This window comes from Parabacteroides caecihominis, from assembly GCF_023656785.1.
In the GTDB taxonomy this organism is placed as follows: Bacteria; Bacteroidota; Bacteroidia; order Bacteroidales; family Tannerellaceae; genus Parabacteroides; species Parabacteroides segnis.
Genome location: NZ_JAMOKS010000041.1, coordinates 1 through 16,461 on the forward strand (window position 1 = coordinate 1; position 16,461 = coordinate 16,461).

At 48.8% G+C, this 16,461-nt stretch carries 14 protein-coding genes; 8 read left to right on the forward strand and 6 right to left on the reverse strand.

Features of this window, described 5'->3' with window-relative positions:
• Window positions 1-406: 406 nt before the first annotated feature.
• From NBH14_RS24330 to NBH14_RS24365, 8 genes are all read left to right on the forward strand, one after another.
• Entirely contained in the window at window positions 407-883 is a 477-nt protein-coding gene (locus NBH14_RS24330) for a pyridoxamine 5'-phosphate oxidase family protein (RefSeq protein ID WP_186957788.1), read from the forward strand.
• Window positions 884-903: 20 nt separating this feature from the next.
• A complete protein-coding gene (locus NBH14_RS24335) occupies window positions 904-1,374 on the forward strand; it encodes a hypothetical protein (protein ID WP_009860319.1) in 471 nt (156 codons plus the stop codon).
• A 58-nt stretch (window positions 1,375-1,432) separates the two neighbouring features.
• Complete coding sequence (locus tag NBH14_RS24340; protein ID WP_186957789.1) at window positions 1,433-2,332, forward strand: serine O-acetyltransferase; 900 nt, start codon at window positions 1,433-1,435, stop codon at window positions 2,330-2,332.
• Between the two features lie 25 nt (window positions 2,333-2,357).
• The gene (locus NBH14_RS24345) at window positions 2,358-3,956 is read left to right on the forward strand and encodes a THUMP domain-containing class I SAM-dependent RNA methyltransferase (RefSeq protein WP_009860321.1); all 1,599 of its coding nucleotides are present in this window, start codon (window positions 2,358-2,360) and stop codon (window positions 3,954-3,956) included.
• Window positions 3,940-6,156 carry a S9 family peptidase gene (locus tag NBH14_RS24350; RefSeq protein ID WP_186957790.1) on the forward strand — a complete coding sequence of 739 codons (2,217 nt, stop codon included), beginning with the start codon at window positions 3,940-3,942 and terminating at the stop codon, window positions 6,154-6,156. Before NBH14_RS24345 ends, NBH14_RS24350 begins: the two co-directional genes overlap by 17 nt.
• A 128-nt stretch (window positions 6,157-6,284) precedes the next feature.
• Window positions 6,285-7,553 carry a phosphoribosylamine--glycine ligase gene (gene purD / locus NBH14_RS24355; RefSeq protein ID WP_186957791.1) on the forward strand — a complete coding sequence of 423 codons (1,269 nt, stop codon included), beginning with the start codon at window positions 6,285-6,287 and terminating at the stop codon, window positions 7,551-7,553.
• Window positions 7,554-8,564, forward strand: a complete 1,011-nt coding sequence (locus NBH14_RS24360; RefSeq protein ID WP_186957792.1) for a hypothetical protein — start codon at window positions 7,554-7,556, stop codon at window positions 8,562-8,564.
• The gene (locus tag NBH14_RS24365) at window positions 8,549-8,998 is read left to right on the forward strand and encodes a YqaA family protein (RefSeq protein ID WP_010801064.1); all 450 of its coding nucleotides are present in this window, start codon (window positions 8,549-8,551) and stop codon (window positions 8,996-8,998) included. The genes NBH14_RS24360 and NBH14_RS24365 overlap by 16 nt, the downstream gene beginning before the upstream one ends.
• Before the next feature lie 15 nt (window positions 8,999-9,013).
• Here NBH14_RS24365 and NBH14_RS24370 read toward each other — a convergent pair whose 3' ends face one another.
• From NBH14_RS24370 to NBH14_RS24395, 6 genes are all read right to left on the reverse strand, one after another.
• Window positions 9,014-9,727, reverse strand: coding sequence for a DUF5036 family protein (locus tag NBH14_RS24370; RefSeq protein WP_250817821.1), 714 nt, complete (start codon window positions 9,725-9,727; stop codon window positions 9,014-9,016).
• A gap of 51 nt (window positions 9,728-9,778) precedes the next feature.
• A complete protein-coding gene (locus NBH14_RS24375; RefSeq protein WP_186957794.1) occupies window positions 9,779-11,068 on the reverse strand; it encodes a S28 family serine protease in 1,290 nt (429 codons plus the stop codon).
• Window positions 11,069-11,071: 3 nt separating this feature from the next.
• Window positions 11,072-12,001, reverse strand: coding sequence for a tRNA epoxyqueuosine(34) reductase QueG (gene queG, locus NBH14_RS24380; RefSeq protein WP_186957795.1), 930 nt, complete (start codon window positions 11,999-12,001; stop codon window positions 11,072-11,074).
• 62 nt (window positions 12,002-12,063) lie between these two features.
• Complete coding sequence (locus NBH14_RS24385) at window positions 12,064-12,372, reverse strand: GIY-YIG nuclease family protein (protein ID WP_233567318.1); 309 nt, start codon at window positions 12,370-12,372, stop codon at window positions 12,064-12,066.
• A gap of 98 nt (window positions 12,373-12,470) precedes the next feature.
• Window positions 12,471-13,082 (reverse strand): polysaccharide deacetylase family protein, encoded by a 612-nt coding sequence (locus NBH14_RS24390; protein ID WP_186957796.1) that lies wholly within the window; start codon window positions 13,080-13,082, stop codon window positions 12,471-12,473.
• A gap of 3 nt (window positions 13,083-13,085) precedes the next feature.
• On the reverse strand, window positions 13,086-16,331 hold the full coding sequence (locus NBH14_RS24395) for a DUF2723 domain-containing protein (RefSeq protein ID WP_186957797.1): 3,246 nt from the start codon (window positions 16,329-16,331) through the stop codon (window positions 13,086-13,088).
• Between the last annotated feature and the right edge of the window lie 130 nt (window positions 16,332-16,461).

The following is a 16,461-nucleotide window of genomic DNA, read 5'->3' on the forward strand; positions in this document are numbered from 1 at the left end:
TATCAATGAATGGGCATCAAAAAAACTATCGCCAAACCTAGTCTCCATGCGGAATCAAACACTAAAAAAAGTATGCTAAAATGAGAACACTTTACTGAACACCCTACCCTACAGGGTGCCTCAGAAAGAGAAGGATTCAAGGGACCCAGGGTTAGAACCCTGGGCTAGTTTGTTACAGGCCTACAGCCTGAAGACACCGTCGATAATTGGTTCAATTCAATAATTAGCAGATAGCTCAATTTTTTCTAGCTATTTGCCAATTAAGAAGTCTAATTTTTAGTCATGAACGATCTTGGGGGGACTGTTATTCTCATTTATATTTTAAAAAGAAAGAATTAGTCGCAAAAGTAAGTCCGAGAAGTTGAACTTTTTTACTATGTTTGCAAAAGCATAATTAAAAATAGTAATGAAGACACTGGTACACACAGAGAAAGAACATATCGAGGAGATTATCCGTAGTTGCGATGTCTGTTTCGTCGGACTGGCTGATACGGATGGTACGCCTTACGTTATTCCCATGAACTTTGGCTATCGGAACGGTGTTATCTATTTACATTCAGCGCAGGAAGGCCGAAGTATCTCAATCCTGGAACGTAACCCGAAGGTTTGTATCACCTTCAGCACCGACCATGATCTGGTATTCCAGCATCCCGAAGTGGCTTGCAGTTACCGTATGCGTTCCAAAAGCGTTATCGCATGGGGCGAAGTGCGGTTTGAAGAAGACTTCGACAAGAAAACGGAAGCACTGGATATAATTATGAAACAGTATTCGGACAAGGAATTCCGTTATTCCGACCCAGCTGTGAAAAACGTAAAAATATGGCTGGTAGACCTCGATGAAGTAACATGCAAAGAGTTCGGGGCACCGCACAAGAAATACTAAACATTTAAGAGAGTGAATATATGAAAAATCTGTTAGCAATATTTTTAATGGTGTTCCTGTTCGCTTCATGCGAAGGACCGATGGGCCCTCCGGGACGAGACGGGGAAGATGGCGGTATAACCTACTGGATATTTGACAAGGATATACAAGTTAAGTCAAGCGACTGGGAATTAGTCGACAATGGTAATAACGAACCTTTTTACATGTATGAGTACAGAATTGCCGATAAAGATTTCGACATATATCAGGATGCTTATAAAGAAGGCTTAATTACCTGTTACATGTATCTGGATCACGGTGAAGACAAAGAAGCACAAACTGCATTACCCAACCCTGTCAATCGAATAGATAAAGAGAATAACATATGGACAGAAACCTATGCTGCCGAATATACAAAAGACGGATTCATCATCTTTAAGGTGACATTCTCCGACTTCTTTACTGATCAACGGCCGCCGGAAACGCATTTCAAAGCAGTTATAACCTATTAAAAGTACACATATATCAGATATTTAATGTACTTTTGCCCAAAATAAGACTTTCGAAATAATGGGATTGCAAAAGCATAGCAAGGTATTGAATGAAACAGTAGAAAAGCTGTCGGACGAATGTTCATACAAACAACTGTTTCATGCCTACCGCGATGAAGAGGCATTGCCTTCAGGTGAAGTACTGGAGGAGATCATTGACTTGTGTCGTGCAATCCTGTTTCCAGGCTATTACGGGAATGCGCGGATCAGTACGCAGACGATCCGTTTCCATACCGGGGTCAATATTGAAAAGTTGCACGAGCTGCTCAGCCGTCAAATCTATGCGGGCCTTTGCCTGGCCGACACCAGTTGTACTTCCTGTGCGGAAGAGCTGATCTTCAGCCAGGCAAAAAAACTTTCCGAAGCGTTCATTTCCACACTGCCGGAAATGCGCTGTCTGCTTGCCACCGATGCCGAAGCCGCCTACAACGGTGACCCGGCAGCACAAAACATCAATGAAGTTATCTTCTGTTACCCGGGCTTCCGGGCAATAGGCAATTATCGTATAGCGCACCAGCTTTATAAGTTGGGCGTTCCTTTTATACCCCGGATGATCACCGAAATGGCTCATTCCGAAACCGGTATCGACATTCATCCGGGAGCTCAGATAGGACATTATTTCTCTATCGACCACGGTACGGGTACCGTGATCGGCGAAACCAGTGTGATCGGGAATAACGTACGCATCTTCCAGGGTGTCAGCCTTGCCGGAGAAAAGCTGCCGCCCGATGAGAACGGGAACGCGATCCGCGGTGTCCCCCGCCATCCCATCCTGGAAGACAATGTGACCGTCTACTCCAACGCGACGCTATTGGGGAAAATACGCGTCGGCAAAGGCGCCACGATATGTGGCAACGTCTGGATCACCGGAGATGTTCCCCCCGGTGCTGTCATTACACAAAATAAAGTAACTAAATAAATATCTTTTCTTACAACGCACGCAAATGAATAACGAGACATTTGAAATGGTGGCCAAAACCCTGTACGGGTTAGAAGAAATACTGGCCGGTGAGTTATTAGCTATAGGCGCCAACGATATAGAAATTGGCCGCCGGATGGTATCCTTCACAGGAGACAAAGAAGTGCTTTACAGAGCCAACTTCTGTTGCCGCACCGCCTTACGCATCCTGAAACCGATCTATCATTTCAAGGCAAAAGATGCCGATACGGTTTATAAGGAAGTGAAAAAGGTCGTATGGGAAAACTATATGTCACTGGACAAGACGTTCGCGATCGACTCCGTGATCTATTCAGAAGATTTCAATCACTCTAAATTCGTGGCTTACCGTACAAAGGATGCGATCGTTGACTACTTTATGGAGAAGCACAACAAACGTCCTTCCGTACGTGTGAACAATCCCGACTTATACATCAATATACATATCTCGCACAACGATTGTACCTTGTCTATCGACAGTTCGGGCGAAAGCCTTCACAAACGCGGATACCGCGTGGAACAGACCGAAGCGCCGCTGAACGAAGTACTGGCTGCCGGTATGATTTTGAAGACAGGCTGGAAAGGTGAATCCAATTTCGTCGACCCGATGTGCGGTTCCGGTACGCTGCTGATCGAAGCGGCTATGATCGCCCTGAACATCGCCCCGGGTATCCACCGCAAGGAGTTCGCTTTCGAGAAATGGATCGACTTCGACCAGGAACTGTTCGACCGCATCTATAACGACGAAAGCCAGGAACGCGAGTTCACTTTCAAATGCTACGGTTCGGATATCAACCCGGCCGCTATCGAGATTGCCCAGAAGAATATCCGTAGCGCAGGCCTGGCCAAATACGTCGAACTGAAAACGATGCCGTTCCAGCAATATACGGAAGCACCGCAACCGGGTATCCTGGTAACCAACCCGCCTTATGGCGAACGTATCTCCTCCCGCGACCTGCTGGGACTTTATAATATGATCGGCGAACGCGTCAAACATGTGTTTACCGGATATAAAGTATGGATACTCAGCTACAAAGACGAATGTTTCGACAAGATCGGCCTGCGTCCCAGCGAACGGATGAAGCTGATCAACGGCTCGCTCGACTGCGAATACCGTTGCTACGAAATATTTGAAGGAAAGAACAAAGACTATAAGAAAGCATTGAACGAGGAAGGCGCGGAAAGAACGGAAGATTCCGCCTCACGCCCAAGGCCCTCGTTCCCAGAAAAAAGATATGACACCCGTCCTGCTGGTCGCCCGAACTTCAAGACCGACCGCATGGACCGTCCCGACCGTCGTTTTGCCGCCGCTCATAGTGAAGACGAAAACGAACGTACATCCGCAGCACCGGGAAAACGTTTCTTCGGCGAAGAACGCGGTGACGGCCGTCCTGCCCGCAAACAGTTCGGAGGCGAACGTGGTGAACGCCCGGTTCGCCCGATTCTGCACAAAGCCGGCGAAAAACGCCCCGTCAAAATGCGTTACAAAGACGAAGACGACAGGTTCTCTAAAAACAGAAAGAACTTCGGAGACAGAAAACGCGGAGAAGGCCGTCCATTCAAGAAACCATTCAGAAGAGAAGACAACGATGACTTTGAAGATTAAACACTTCCTGGTTCTTTGCGTGTTCGCTTTATCTACAACTATGACGCTGATGGCACAGGACAAACAACTCACATTACACGACCTGCTTCCGGGAGGGAAGACACACAGTAAGTTCGTCCCGGCCAGTCTCAAACAGCTGCAATGGTGTGGGGACACTTACCTGTATGTCAAAGGAGACAGCATGATAAGCGGCGTACCTGAAAAGAAAGAGCAAGTTGCCTTTACACGCAGCCGACTCAATAAGGCGCTTTCGGCAGCCGGACTTCCGACGGTAGGCAGCCTGCCCGGATTTTCGGTTCCCTATAAGGACCAGCCGGTACTGGCTTTTACCAGTAAAGGCCACCGTTTGCATTACAATTTTGCCGAAAACAAGATAATTGGCAATTACCTGCTGGACAGCAAAGGATCGAACTATAACTTCTGCCCGGCCAATAACTGTCTGGCATTCACGGTGGGGAACAACATACAGATTCTTTCACCGGAGAATCAGACGAGTATTGTTACACGTGAAACAAAAGACGGAATCGTATGCGGACAGGCAGTCCATCAACGTGAATTCGGCATCAGCAAAGGACTGTTCTGGTCACCGGCAGGTTCCGCCCTCGCTTTCTACCGGATGGACGAGAGCATGGTCACAGACTATCCTATCGTCAATATCGACGCCCGCCAGGCAAAAGCCGAACCGGTTAAATATCCGATGGCCGGCATGAAGAGCCATGAGGTGACAGTCGGTGTGTACAATCTCTCGACAGGCGAAACCGTTTGGCTGGAAACCGGAACCCCGAAAGAAAAGTTCCTTACCAACATCGCCTGGAGCCCGGATGAAAAGAGCATCTATATTGCCGAGCTGAACCGCGAACAGAATGAGATGAACCTGGTTCGCTATTCTGCCCTGACCGGCAAGAAAGAAGCCGTCCTTTTCACAGAAACGAACGAGCATTACGTTGAACCGCAATATCCGATACTCTTTCTCCCGAACGATCCCGGTAAATTCATCTGGCAAAGCCAGAAAGACGGATACAACCACCTGTATCTGTATGACACCACCGGCAAACAACTAAAGCAGCTGACACAGGGAGAATGGGTAGTCACCCAGGTAATCGGTTTCGACGCCAAAGGCGAGAACCTGTTTATCACTTCCACCCAACCGCATATACGGAGTTCGTTCAATTACGGCACTCCGATGAATGTAAACGGCTGGAAGCTGAATCTGAAGAAGGGGGAGACATCCCTGCTGACTCCGAATGCCGCCCTGGAAAGTGTGCATAACCTTTCAGTCAGCGCCTCCGGCAAATATGCAATCGACAATTACGACGCACCGAAAATCCCGCGCATCATCAACCTGATCCGGACCAAAGACGGCAAGGAGATCAAAAACCTCCTGACCGCCCGGGACCCGTACAAAGGCTACACACTGCCTGAAATAGAAGCAGGCACCATAAAGGCTGCCGACGGTACGACCGACCTGCATTTCCGCCTGGTCAAACCTGTCGGCTTGGATGAAAGCAAGAAATATCCGACCATCGTCTACGTCTACGGCGGCCCCCACTCGCAACTGATAACGGGCGGCTGGCAGAACGGTGTAAGAGGCTGGGATATCTATATGGCACAACGCGGCTACGTGGTTTTCACGGTCGACAACCGGGGCACGTCCAACCGGGGATTCGCTTTCGAAAGCGTGATCCACCGTAACCTGGGCGTCAATGAAATGGCCGACCAGATGAAAGGTGTGGAATATCTGAAATCGCTTCCTTACGTGGATGCCGACCGTATCGGTGTACACGGATGGAGCTACGGCGGCTTCATGACGACCAACCTGATCCTGACGCATCCCGACGTCTTCAAAGTCGGTGTTGCCGGCGGCCCGGTGATCGACTGGAGCAACTACGAAATCATGTATGGAGAGCGTTATATGGACCGTCCGCAGGATAATCCGGAAGGGTATAAGAACGCCAACCTGAAACTGAAGGCAGGCAACCTAAAAGGCCATCTCCTCCAGATACACGGCGATATCGACCCGGTAGTGGTATGGCAACATAGCCTGGGCTTTCTGAAAGCCTGCGTGGATGCAGATACCTATCCCGATTATTTCGTCTACCCCCGTCACGAGCACAACGTGACAGGCAAAGACCGCCCGCATCTCTACGAGAAGATAACACGGTATTTCGATGACTACTTGAAAAATACGAACAAAGAGTAACTGCTTCCCCTCTTGAGAGGGGATAAGGGGTGTGTTAAAGCTAGTTATAAGGCGGGACAGTGACACACCCCCTGCCCCCTCTCAAGAGGGGAAAAGTTACCATCAGATAATATAATAAACATAACGATATGAACATTTTATTATTAGGCTCCGGCGGCCGCGAACATGCAATAGCCTGGAAGATTTCCCAAAGTCCGAAAGTGGATAAGTTATTCATTGCCCCCGGCAACGCAGGTACTGCACAGGTGGGAACCAATGTATATATCAAGGCGGACGATTTCGCCGCCATCAAAGACTTTGTACTGGCTAACGATGTGAATATGGTTGTTGTCGGTCCGGAAGACCCGCTGGTAAAAGGTGTTTACGACTTCTTCAAAAACGACGCCTCACTGGCCGGTATCCCCGTGATCGGTCCGTCCAAAGCCGGTGCGCAGCTGGAAGGCAGCAAAGACTTTGCCAAAGCATTCATGATGCGCCATAACATACCGACCGCCCGTTACAAGAGCATCACAGCCGAAAACATCGCCGAAGGATATGCCTTCCTCGAATCGCTGCCGGCCCCTTACGTGCTGAAAGCCGACGGACTGGCTGCCGGCAAAGGCGTGTTGATCCTCGAAACGCTGGAAGAAGCGAAAAAAGAACTGGGCGACATGCTGAACGGTATGTTTGGCGATGCCAGCAAGACAGTGGTTATCGAAGAGTTCCTGACAGGTATCGAGTGTTCGGTATTCGTCATGACCGACGGTACGAACTATAAGGTGCTCCCCGTAGCCAAAGACTACAAACGGATCGGCGAAGGTAACACCGGCCTGAACACTGGTGGTATGGGTGCCGTTTCCCCTGTTCCTTTTGCCGACGAGGCTTATATGGCGAAAGTGGAAACACAGATCATCCGTCCGACCATCGAAGGTCTGAAAGCGGAAGGTATCGACTATAAAGGCTTCATCTTCCTGGGCCTTATCAATGAGAACGATCCCAAGGTGATCGAATACAACTGCCGTATGGGCGACCCGGAAACGGAAGTGGTCATGCTCCGCATCCAGAGCGACCTGGTAGACCTGCTGGAAGGCGTGGCCGAAGGTAACCTCGACAAGCGCACCCTGACAATAGACCCGCGTGCAGCCGTTACGGTCATGCTGGTAAGCGGCGGTTATCCCGAAGCCTACGAAAAAGGCAAACTGATCTACGGGCTGAACGACATCACCTCCGACAACATCATCTTCCACGCCGGCACCGTCTCCGCCAGCGACCGGATCATGACCAACGGCGGACGTGTCATCGCTGTCAGTTCCTACGGAGCCAATAAGGAAGAAGCCCTGGCCAAATCATTCGCCGGAGCAAAAACCATCATGTTCGACAAGAAATATTTCCGAAGCGACATCGGGTTCGATTTGTAAATGAACAATACATACAGCTATTCTCGCAGACACACCATTTCGGGACCGGCAACTTTTGCCTGTACCCTGATGGCCTGTGTCGCCTGCTGGATCGTGAGTTATCTGAACTCGGTCGGCTATCCGGTGTATGGAGAAGTGACGGCACCGCCTCTGTGGAATGCTATCTGCCAGGTATTGCCCGGCAAGGCTTTCACCTATGCTATCGGCATGCTGCTGATGTTCGGGGGCGCCTTTCTGCTCCACCGTGCCAACTATGTCCTGGTGCTGATCCGCGAGAAGACGTTGTTACCTTTCCTGTTTTATGTACTGTTCATCAGTACCAACCCGGATTTTCTGCCGCTGAAATCCACCTCAGTCGGCGTATTCTGCCTGATTCTGGCCATCTATCAGCTATTCACATCTTACCACGACCCCGGTGCCAAGGGCAAAGCCTACAATGCCTCTCTGCTGATCGGGATCGGAAGCCTGCTATGGGTACATATCCTCTGGTTCATTCCTCTGTTCTGGATAGGGATGTATAACTTCAGGAGCTTGAGTATTCGTACCTTTCTAGCCTCCCTGCTGGGTGTAGGTACCGTCTACTGGTTCCTGCTGGGCTGGTGTATCTGGTTCCGCGACTTCACGCCGTTCACGATTCCGTTTGCCACGCTGTTCAAGATACGCATCCTGGCCGCTGCCGGCATCGGGTTGCTTGACTGGGTCGGCATCATCGCCATCGCCATGCTGACGGCTGTATCCGCCATCAACATCATCACGCACGAATACGAAGATGTACTGCGTACACGCCAGTTCCTGTCCTTCCTGATCTGCATGTCGGTATGGGCCTTTGCGCTCTATTTCCTGTACGAGCAGGCATCGGAAGAGTTTCTGGAGACAGCCTGTATCCCCTCTGCCATACTGATCGCCCATTTCTTCACCGTCATGCGGGGTAAGATAGTTTTCTGGACCTTCTATTCCACCATTGTTCTATTTATCGCTCTCTTGTTTCTACGCCTATGGAATTTCTTATAGAATACGGATATATCGGGGTGTTCATCGCCTCTTTCCTCGCAGCGACGATCCTGCCTTTCAGCAGCGAAGTCGTCCTGACCGGTGTTTTACTGGCTGGTTCTGCCTACTGGCCCTGCATGGTCGCTGCCACATTGGGTAACTTTCTGGGCGGCATGAGCTGTTACTGGCTCGGCATGCTGGGAAAAGTGGAATGGATCGAGAAATACCTCAAACTGGATGCCAAAAAGCTGCAAAAGGTACAGGACTGGATTGCCGGTAAAGGTTCCTGGATGGGTTTCTTCGTCTTCCTCCCCGGCATCGGCGACTTTATCGCGGTAGCGCTCGGTTTCCTGCGCGCCAACGTCTGGATCGTCGCCATCTCCATGTTCCTGGGCAAAGCCATCCGCTATTGGGTATGGATGGAGTTTGTATATAAGGTGCAGGGAATGTTTTAAACTTTCTTTCCCTTATTATACTACTTGAATGATGACTTCCGTAAAGATACTACCGCGGCGCACATAGATGGAGTATTCTTTCGAATCAGTCCAATAATAATAGGTAACTGTCAATTTACCACCATCGGTCGTTATCTCAAATCCATCGGAAGTTGAGTATAAGAACTCGACATCTTTCGGAAAATCCATTTCCACAACATCACCACTGTTACTCACCTCACCGATCACGCTGCCGTATTCCGGCAAGCCCTGCGGATCGGGATAAACGGGGGCATATTTGACTACGGCTCCCACATTGACAGCCGTTCCCGTATTCGCTATATCCTTCACGATTTCAGATTCAACATAAAACTGGTAATAAGAGGCTTCGAGAGCAATCGCTGGTTTTCCGGAAGGAAATTCGAGTATCGAATTGCGATTGAAGGCCTGGTAAAGGCATCCCGGCAACACGGCCGCCTTCCGCACGAGCCCGTCTCCGACCCTGGGAGGAACAACCTTTCCAATCCCGTTTGCACCACCGAGTTCCACAAGCAGGCACGACGAGCCGCTGAAATTGTTTTCATCCGTGATATAAATATCCGAATTGCCCAGATACGTTTTTCCGTTATCCTCATTGAGCATATTCAATGTGGTGACATCCTCCAATTCTACTGAATCATCATCGGAGCAAGATGTTGCGAAAAATATATTCGCAACAAACAGAAGTTGAAATAATAGCTTCTTTTTCATCATTTATCAATTAATAGTTTTACAATAGGAAACACACACAAAGTGTTTATGTTATTCCGCCAGCCACTGATTCAGCTGCGTCAAGATCTTTTCCTTAATATCTTTAGGCATATTACCGATGCGGGCACGATGGCTGCCGCGGGGCTGGAAGTAGACCTGTTCATTCTTCTTTCCTTTGAAAACCGGAGCATGGGCTGCACTCCACGGATCGATTTCACCGTAAATAAAGATCATCTTCGGATCATTGTCCTTCAGAAAATCATAAATCTTATGGTAAAGGGCGGGGCGGAACTCGACCTTGCCGACCAACTCTTTGGGCAACATGATGCGGTTCAGATAACCTTTACTGCTGTCGATGGTGAGGTATTTCTTGAACGGCTTCGTGTCATATCCGTAATAACCCAGTTCGCGGGCGGCCTGAACAAAGAAAGAAATAGTAGGCTGGTTCTCAGCGAAATAGTCGGGACTGCTGATATCCATCAGGTGTTTGAACAGCGTCGGGGTATCGGAATGAAGAGAAGGAATAACAGAGACAGACGTTCCCCACTGCCATAAGGCAAAAGGATACTCCAGCACGCAATAATCGAGTACTTCGGGCATCGGGATACGGTATTCCAGGTTCTTTTCTTTGGAAAAAGCCTCCAGCAAAGGGATAATCTCTTCTTTGCGTTTCAAGACCTCCTTCTGGAACGCTTCTATCTTGCGGCGCTCCTGTTTTGTACCGACCTTACGGAGGAACGGTTCGTGGCGACCGTCTTCAACGCCTTTGCACAGCGGACCGACGTAAGGGACAGAGATGTCCACATCGTCCGGGAAAAAGGCACGGTAAAGCATGGTAGTCTGGCCGCCTTTGCTGATACCGGTGCTGATCCATTTGCCAGTATAAAGCTGCTTGAAAGTCTGGTTGATGTTATGCAGGTCGTAAGCGGAATTTTCGGCAGTCAGATAATCCCAGTTGCAGGGTTCGGGTGTGGATTCCAGGAAATAACGGTACTCCACAAAGACCAGGTTGGCATTCAGCAGCTTGGTCAGTTCCTCCTCGTATTTGGGGTTCAAGGCATAAGCACCACCATACCCTTCGGTGACAATAACGGTCGGGCGATCGAAACCGACATGGCCTACAACAACACGCTGGGTGAAAGTTCCCGCTTCCGGATTCTTAGGGTCGACGGGCTGGTTGATACGTACAAGATATTTTTCGGGATAGACGTCCGATTCCAGTTGTTCGATACTAGTGATCCCTTTCAGGGCGGCAAGCTTCTCCTTCAGTTCGCCCGGCGCGGCAAAGGCAGCCAGGGTACAGAGAAAAGAGAGAAGCAGAAGATTGAATGTTCTTCTCATGGCTTATTCTTTTTTGTTATTTATTGTTCTTATCAGTCCTTCATATTTGGCTCGTTTCACAGCCGACCCGGCAAAGATACGATTATAATCGTCGCGGGTAAAGCAGCGAAGGTCTTCTTTTTTCAAAGATAGGAAAGCCGGTGAAGGAGAAAAAGCCACTTCACGGGTAGGACTGGCAAAGCGATTCCAGGGACAGACCTCCTGGCAGGTGTCGCAACCGTAGAGGCGGTCGCCCAGGCGGGAAGCCTGTTCGGAAGGGATATCGCCTTTATGCTCGATCGTAAGGTAAGAGATGCACTTGTTTGCGTTCAGGTGGCCGGGACGTTCCAGGGCACCTGTCGGACAGGAATCGAGGCAACGGCGGCAGGTACCGCAACGGTTCTTCTGAGGGGTGTCGTAATCCAGTTCCAGGGTTGTGACGATCTCTCCGAGAAAGAAAAAGGAGCCTTTACCGGGTATAATCAGGTTGGTATTCTTCCCGATCCAGCCAAGGCCGGCTTTCCAGGCCCAGTAACGCTCCAGGATGGGAGCGGAGTCGGTGAAGAAGCGGGCGACAGGAAGGGTAGAGTCAAGCACGGGGACAAGGGATGTTATGTATTCCCAAAGCTGCCGGAGTTTGTCTTTCACAACGATATGATAATCCTTCCCATAAGCATAATAGGAAATACGCGGGGAATCAGGAGATTGCTTCTGTGCCGGATAATAATTAAGGGCGACGGAAATAACGGAACGGGCACCTTCCACCAGTCCCGCAGGATTGAGCCGGATATCACGGTAGTTCTCCATATATTTCATGCCGGCATGACATCCTTCGGCTATCCACCTGTCAAAAAACAAAACTTCGGTGTCTGCAGAAGCCACTTCAGCTATTCCGCAGGCATCGAAGCCTAATTCCTTCGCTTTGTTCTTTATTAATATGGATAAACTATGCATCTCGACTAAATAGAAACTTCAACATTCTGTCATGGCGGGCTTGACCCGCCACCGCATCCTACTCAAATACACATATCCCAATCTGCTGCTAAATCTTTCCACTCTGGATTCATATCCACAATAAGTGCATTCTTCCAGCATCTTTTCCAATTTTTCAACTGTTTTTCTCGGGCTATAGCTTCATCTATACTATTAAACTCTTCAAAATAAACAAGTTTTACACAATTATACTTACTGGTAAAACCCGGTATCTCACCACTTTTATGTTCCCTTATCCGCCGTTCCAAATTATTGGTAACGCCAGTATATAAAACATTTCCATGCTCATTGGTTAACATGTATATCCAATACTGATGTATATTTTTTATCACAGCTTATTAATTATGTCCTCCCGGACTCGATCCGGGATCTCACCCTAAACAAATATGTCATGTAGGATGAGATGGCGGGCTTGACCCGCCATGACAGATTATTCAAACACTTTAAACACATACCCTTCCTTCTGCAACCACTCGATAGCGCGGGGCATGGCTTCGCGCATGTTCGTTTCGGCTTTCAGGGAGTCGTGGAAGACAATGACGGAGCCGTTGCGGGTATAGTTCTTTACCACATTGAAGACACCGTTCGGAGTCATGTGAGGACTGTAATCGCGGGTCACCACGTCCCACATGATGATCTTGTACTTCCGGCGCAAGGCAACAACCTGCGGAAAACGCATATGCCCGTGGGGAGGACGATATAAATCGCTCTGAATATATTCGGCAGCCTTCTCTATGTTATCCAGATAATTCTTCGTCCAGTATTGAAGTCCCTGGATATGATTGTAAGTATGGTTCCCTACCCGGTGGCCGCGGTCGAGCACCATCTGATAGATATCCGGATGTTTGCGGACATTATCCCCTACACAGAAGAAGGTAGCCTTCACACCATATTTGTCGAGTATATCCAAAACCCAAGGGGTAACCTCGGGAATTGGGCCGTCGTCGAAGGTGAGATATACACACTTCTCCTTGGCCGGTATCCGCCAGATTACCCCTGGGAACAGGACCCTGTAGAACCAGGGCGGTTGTTCTATAAACATACGTTATTTATTTCCACGCACCGAACCCCAAGCCATCCGGTAGTTGTCAAACTCTTCCTGATACTTAGCAGCGAATTCGGGATTATAATGTTTGCTGACCGTCAACACTTGATTCATGACAGCCAGGTTATGTTCCAACTCTCTCGTTACAGAGGCCAGCTGAGAAGGTCTCAGACGGAAGAACCAGTCGATATTGCGCATTGCATTCTCTGCAATTCCGGTAAAGACCTCTTCGGCCTTTTCATCCTGGTCGAGCGCATAATACAATTCGCCTGTCGTAAGAGCGGTATAATCCAACGGAACATTCTCCGGCGGCAGTACTTCCATACATTTATTCAGTACATTCAGCGCTTTTTCACTCTTACCTTCCTTCAACAGGTCTTCAGCCAACTTATTGAACAATGCCATACGGTAGCTCTTGCACATACGCATCACGTTTTCGTCGATGTAAACGCCCGGTTTGTCTACGCCACCCCATTTGAACTTATTCATCACGTTGTCGTACATCTTTTCCGTGTTGGTTCCTTTATTCGCCTGCTTCGGAACGATCTGGTAAGCCAGACCGGTCTGTTCGAAGTAACCGTCCAGACCGACAAACTGGTCAGGATTTACGGTAATCGCATAATAAATAGGACGTTCCCAATTATTGGTCTGCAACATATCCAGAATCATCAGTTCCTGTTTGCCCAAAGCAGTCTTGCCTTTCAGGCTGATTGTCATTTCCTTCAATAAACCGGTCGAATCGGTAGCCAGGCCTTTAGCTACGGCTGTCGCCGAATCCACCTTATAAACAAGCGTTTCCGAAGGGATATAGTCGAGTTCCTGATTGAAACCAGGTATCTTCTTGAATTTCGGATCATTGCTGCGTACAAAGTTCAGCCCGGTACTCAGGTCGATAGGTTTATCCATCATCGGGACAATATAGGCAGCATCGCGTGTACCCTGTATATAATCGGCACGGTCCCATGAAATAGGCAGCGGAGCCGATTCGTACGCTTGTTTCTTCATCTGGTCGATATACCAGTCTGTCTGCAAATAACTGGTGTTACATACACGGACATCGGTACGGATACCCTCCACTTCCTGTGCATACCACAACGGGAAAGTATCGTTATCGCCATTGGTAAAGATCACGGCATTCGGTTCGCACGATTCCAGGTAGTTAGCACCGAAATCACGGCAAACATAACGTCCCGAACGGTCATGGTCGTCCCAGTTCTGCCCCGCCATCTGGATAGGCACGAACAGGCACAGCACCGTCGCAACAGAACCTGCCACCACCGGAGACAACTTGCCGTATTTCTGCATCAGCTTCGCCAGGGCCGCGACACCGAACCCGATCCAGATACAGAAGGCATAGAAGGAGCCTGCATACGCATAGTCTCGTTCACGCGGTTGATACGGCGTCTGGTTCAGATAGAGCACGATAGCGATACCTGTCATAAAGAACAGGAAGAAAGTGATCCAGAAACTCTGGATACCACGCTGCCCGGAATAAGCCTGATACAAAAGCCCCAGGATACCGAGCAGGAGCGGCAACATATAATATACATTATGTCCTTTATTGTCAGCTATATCGGAAGGCATGTTGTCCTGCGGACCTACAAGCACCTCGTCGATTGCCTTGATACCGGTAATCCAGTTTCCGTTCATCACTTCACCATTTCCCTGGATATCATTCTGACGGCCGGAGAAGTTCCACATGAAGTAACGCCAGTACATGAAGTTCAGCTGATAGGCAAAGAAATAACGCAGGTTTTCGGCAAACGTCGGCTTCATCACCGTCACGTTCTCACCACAACGGTTGAACTTCACAGGTTCTCCCTTGAACTGCGACCATTCCTTATAAGCTCCCACATGCGCATCCACATTGCTGTACATACGTGGGAAAAGCATATTCAGTTCGTCTACATATTCATATTCAACATCGTGGCGCGAAACAAAATATTTGTCTTTTTCACTCGGATCTTTCTTGATAACGCGGCTCCATACAGCTTCACCTTCCTTGGTTACAGGAGCACAGTTACCGCCCTGGTTCTCACGCTGTACTTCCGAAGCAAACGTCTGTCCGTACAACAACGGTGTTTTACCATACTGTTCACGAGCCAGATAAGAACGCAAAGTGAAAATATCGCTCGGTGCATTCTGGTTCATCGGCGTATCGGCCGTCGCACGGATCATCGTCAGCGCATAAGAAGAATAACCGACAACGATCACCATCAGGCAAACCAATACGGTATTCAGCATCTTGATATTCACCTTCTTGCTCATAAACAAATAAGCAGTCAGGGCACCTGTCAGAATAACCGCCAGCACATAGCCGCTTCCGATAAACGGCACACCCACCAATACGATAGACAGGATAAACGCCACCTTCATGCGTACCGGGTTAATTTCATCGCGCATCGTTTCCCAGATAGACCAGATCAGCACAGCGGCCAATACAATCACATAGGCAAATACACCTGAATTGTAAGGCATTCCCAACACATTGACAAACAACAGTTCGAAATAGCCGCAGACTTCAACCAATCCCTGTACGACACCATACATCATCAGTCCGACAATTGCGAACGAAACCAGCAATGCATAGATAGTCCCCTTCATCGTAGGATTCGGGAATTTCTTATAATAATAAACCAGCACGATAGCCGGGATACAAAGCAAGTTCAACAGGTGAACACCGATACTCAACCCCATCAGGTAAGCGATCAGTACGATCCAGCGGTCGGCATGCGGACGGTCAGCCGCCTCTTCCCACTTCAGGATCAGCCAGAAAACCAATGCAGTAAACAGAGAAGAATAAGCATATACTTCACCTTCCACGGCACTGAACCAGAATGTATCGCTAAATGTATAAGCCAATGCTCCTACCAGACCGCTACCCATAATTGTGATCATCTGACCCAATGAGATTTCATTCTCATCGTCCACCATAATCTTACGGGCCAGGTGCGTGATACTCCAGAACAGGAACAGGATTGTCAGCCCGCTAAAGAGTGCCGACATCGAATTGACCATTTTAGCCACTGTGGAAGTATCCGACGCCAGCTGCGTGAACAGGTTGGCCGTCAACATAAAGAACGGTGCTCCGGGCGGATGCCCAACTTCCAGTTTAAAAGCAGAAGAGATGAACTCACCACAATCCCAGAAACTGGCAGTGGGTTCGATAGTCATCAAATAAACGGTTGAAGCGATCAGAAAAACGATCCATCCCAACACGTTGTTGATTAGTTTATACTTTCTCATGTTTGTATAAAGTGTGATAATTAGTTGTCAAATTACGCCATCCTCACACGGACAGTCGGCCGCAAAGGTAAGCATTTACGTTTAATACCAACGCCTTAATACTCCATAAATTGTATTGAAGAGATTAGAA

Excerpts from the sequence above, each read along its gene's own strand:
- NBH14_RS24345 (WP_009860321.1), top strand. The coding sequence starts at position 2,358 with ATGAATAACGAGACATTTGAAATGGTGGCCAAAACCCTGTACGGGTTA.
- NBH14_RS24395 (WP_186957797.1), bottom strand. The coding sequence starts at position 16,331 with ATGAGAAAGTATAAACTAATCAACAACGTGTTGGGATGGATCGTTTTT.
- NBH14_RS24390 (WP_186957796.1), bottom strand. The coding sequence starts at position 13,082 with ATGTTTATAGAACAACCGCCCTGGTTCTACAGGGTCCTGTTCCCAGGG.
- NBH14_RS24350 (WP_186957790.1), top strand. The coding sequence starts at position 3,940 with ATGACTTTGAAGATTAAACACTTCCTGGTTCTTTGCGTGTTCGCTTTA.
- queG (WP_186957795.1), bottom strand. The coding sequence starts at position 12,001 with ATGCATAGTTTATCCATATTAATAAAGAACAAAGCGAAGGAATTAGGC.
- NBH14_RS24370 (WP_250817821.1), bottom strand. The coding sequence starts at position 9,727 with ATGAAAAAGAAGCTATTATTTCAACTTCTGTTTGTTGCGAATATATTT.
- NBH14_RS24360 (WP_186957792.1), top strand. The coding sequence starts at position 7,554 with ATGAACAATACATACAGCTATTCTCGCAGACACACCATTTCGGGACCG.
- NBH14_RS24365 (WP_010801064.1), top strand. The coding sequence starts at position 8,549 with ATGGAATTTCTTATAGAATACGGATATATCGGGGTGTTCATCGCCTCT.
- NBH14_RS24340 (WP_186957789.1), top strand. The coding sequence starts at position 1,433 with ATGGGATTGCAAAAGCATAGCAAGGTATTGAATGAAACAGTAGAAAAG.
- NBH14_RS24330 (WP_186957788.1), top strand. The coding sequence starts at position 407 with ATGAAGACACTGGTACACACAGAGAAAGAACATATCGAGGAGATTATC.
- NBH14_RS24335 (WP_009860319.1), top strand. The coding sequence starts at position 904 with ATGAAAAATCTGTTAGCAATATTTTTAATGGTGTTCCTGTTCGCTTCA.
- NBH14_RS24375 (WP_186957794.1), bottom strand. The coding sequence starts at position 11,068 with ATGAGAAGAACATTCAATCTTCTGCTTCTCTCTTTTCTCTGTACCCTG.
- purD (WP_186957791.1), top strand. The coding sequence starts at position 6,285 with ATGAACATTTTATTATTAGGCTCCGGCGGCCGCGAACATGCAATAGCC.